Source organism: Stenotrophomonas sp. 21LCFQ19 (genome assembly GCF_056861425.1).
This window is the reverse complement of sequence record NZ_JBSPUF010000005.1, coordinates 142,086-145,237: the sequence shown is the minus strand read 5'-3', so window position 1 is coordinate 145,237 and position 3,152 is coordinate 142,086. Positions and strand designations below refer to the sequence as shown.

Sequence of the window (3,152 nt, the reverse complement as noted above, 5' to 3'; positions counted from 1 at the left end):
CCCGAGGCCCGGCCCGCCGGTGCCGGGGCGGGCCCCGGCGTTTTGCCCCCGCCCCCCCCCCGGCCCCCCCACTACAGGTGAAGCGCTGTATCGTCATGTCCTCGAATTGACTGATCCTGCGCACCTTTCTGTCCAAAAGGACAGCTGCCAGACAACATACAAATGCAACTGTTTCAGGCTTGGTGCACTGCAAAATTGTGCTGATTTTTGCGGTAGGCTTGACGGGTTTCCGCTCTCCAGGCTCTACGTCTTCGATGAACGAGTACCGCAGCAGCGTTGTCTTCGCCACCCCCGACCTGCCACTGCGCGACGATGTGCGCCGCCTCGGCACACTGGTTGGTGATCTGATTTCCGAACAGGTGTCGCCCGGTTTCCTCGACGAGGTGGAGGACGTGCGCACGGCGGCGATTGCCCGTCGTGAAAGCCAGGCGCCGTTGGCTCCGCTCAGCGCGCAGCTGGCCGGACGTTCGCCGCGCGATGCCGAAGCGCTGGTGCGCGCTTTCAGCACTTACTTCCAGGTGGTCAACATCGCCGAGCGCGTGCATCGCATCCGCCGCCGTCGTGACTACCAGCGCGCAGGCACCAAACGCCCGCAGCCGGAAGGCCTGCATGACGCCTTGCTTGCGCTGAAGGCGCAGGGCGTGACGCCGGAAGAACTGGCGCAGTGGCTGCCGCAGATCGACATCGAGCCGGTATTCACCGCGCACCCGACCGAAGCCGTGCGCCGCGCGTTGCTGGAAAAAGAACAACTGATGGTTGCCGCGTTGGTCGACAACCTCGACGGTCAGCGCACGCCCGGCGAGCAGGCTGCCGATGCCGCACGTTTCCGCATGGCCTTGACCGCCTCCTGGCAGACCGCCGACTCCTCGCCGGTGCGCCCGACCGTGGACGACGAGCGTGAGCATGTCGGTTTCTACCTGACCCGCGTGCTGTACCGGGTCATCCCGGTGTTCTACGAATCGCTGGAACAGGCACTGCGCGACACCTGGGGCCGAACCCTGCCGTTGCCGCGCCTGCTGCGCTTCGGCACCTGGGTGGGTGGCGACATGGACGGCAATCCGAACGTGGATGCCGGCACCATCACCAACACCTTGAACGCTCAGCGCAGCGCGGTGCTCGGCCTGTACCTGAAAGACATGGTGGCGCTGGCCAGCCTGCTCAGCCAATCGACCGAACTGGTTGGCGTCAGTGTTGAAGTTCAGGCGCGTGTGCAGGAGTACCAGCAACTGCTGCCGCAGGTGAAGTCGCGCCCGCGTCATGCCGACATGCCGTACCGCCTGCTCAACGACCGCATGCGCGCGCGTCTGCAGGCGACATTGGAAGACGCTCCGGGTGCATATGCGTCACCGGAAGAGTTCATCCACGACATCCAGCTCATCCTCGACAGCCTCGAGGCCAACAAGGGCAAGCACGCTGGTTGGTTCTCGGTGCGGCGTCTGCTGTGGCGCGTGCGTACCTTTGGTTTCCATCTGGCGCGCCTGGATGTGCGCCAGGAATCCAGTGTGCATTCGCGCGCGCTGGCCGAGGTGCTGGGCGGGCAGGAGGCATTTGACGCGCTGGACGATGCGGCGCGGGCGCAGTTGCTGTCGCCGTACGCCGCAGGCACCGAAGTGCTGGGGCGTGGCGAGGATGAAGCCGGGCAGCGACTGGACAAGGTGTTCGCTGCATTGGCTGATGCACGCCGTCGTCACGGTGCCGATGCCTTGGGCAGCTACATCATCTCGATGGCACATGATCGCGGCGACGTGCTCGCGGTGCTGGCGCTGGCGCGTCGTGGTGGTCTGGTCGATGCGGATGGCGCAGTGCCGTTGGACATCGCGCCGTTGTTCGAAACCGTCGACGATCTGCAGCGCGGCACCGCTACGCTGCGTGATCTGCTTGCCGATCCGGTCTACCGCACCCATCTGGCCGCGCGTGATGACGTGCAGATGGTGATGCTGGGCTATTCGGACAGCGGCAAGGACGGCGGCATCGCCGCCTCGCGCTGGGGCCTGCAGCATGCGCAGGTGGAGCTGCTGGAAACGGCCGCGGAATTCGGCGTCAAGCTGACCTTCTTCCACGGCCGCGGCGGCTCGATCAGCCGTGGAGGCACCAAGACCACGCACGCGGTGAACGCTTCGCCGCGTGGCAGCATCGGTGGGCGTCTGCGCGTCACCGAGCAGGGCGAGGTGATCCACCGCAAGTACGGTATCCGTGCGCTGGCGCTGCGCTCGCTGGAGCAATCCGCTGGCGCGGTATTGCGTGCCAGCCTGCGTCCGCGCGCCAGCGAGCCGCGCGAAGAACAGTGGAAGCCAGTGATGGCCTTGGTCGCCGAGCAGAGTTCAGTGGCGTATCGGGCCTTTGTTGGCGATGCGCAGTTCATGAATTACTTCCGCCAAGCCACGCCGATCGATGTGATCGAACGCATGACGCTTGGTTCACGGCCTTCGCGGCGCCTGGGCCAGGATGCGGCGTTGAGCAATCTGCGGGCGATCCCGTGGGTATTCGCGTGGAGCCAGGCACGTGCGGTGATTCCGGGTTGGTTCGGTGTCGGCAGTGGCCTGCAGGCCGCGGCAGATGCAGGGCATGAACAGACCCTGCGTGAGATGGCGCACGATTGGCTGTTCTTCGAGACTTTCCTCGATGACATGTCGATGGTGTTGAGCAAGGGCGACATCCACATCGCAGAGCAGTTCTCCAAGCTGGCCGGGCCGCTGCACGAGCAGTTCTTCCCACGGATACGCGAGGAGCTGGCGCTGACCGCGCATTGGGTGAAGCGTCTGAGTGGCCAGCAGGAGCTGCTGGAACAGGACCCGAGGCTGGCGCTGTCGATCCGCCTGCGCAATCCCTACATCGACCCGATCAGCATCCTGCAGGTGGACCTGCTGCAGCGCTGGCGCGCAAGTGATCGCGAAGATGAAGGTCTGCTGCGCGCGCTGGTGGCCTGCGTGAACGGCGTATCGCAAGGCGTGCAGAACACCGGTTGAGGCAGTTGCGCCTGTAGTGCCGAGCCATGCTCGGCAGAGGCTTCACCAGCAGTCCCGACCGTAGTGCCGAGCCATGCTCGGCAGAGGCTTCGCCAGCAATCCCCAACCGTAGTGCCGAGCCATGCTCGGCAAGGGGCTTCACTAGTACAGCCCCTGCCGAGCATGGCTCGGCACTACCGGGCTCGG

1 protein-coding gene is annotated in these 3,152 nt (G+C 65.3%); it reads left to right on the top strand.

Annotated elements, in window-relative coordinates:
• Positions 1 to 254: 254 nt before the first annotated feature.
• Positions 255 to 2,966, top strand: coding sequence for a phosphoenolpyruvate carboxylase (gene ppc, locus AC13FW_RS07675; protein ID WP_482988713.1), 2,712 nt, complete (start codon positions 255 to 257; stop codon positions 2,964 to 2,966).
• The last annotated feature ends 186 nt before the right edge of the window (positions 2,967 to 3,152 follow it).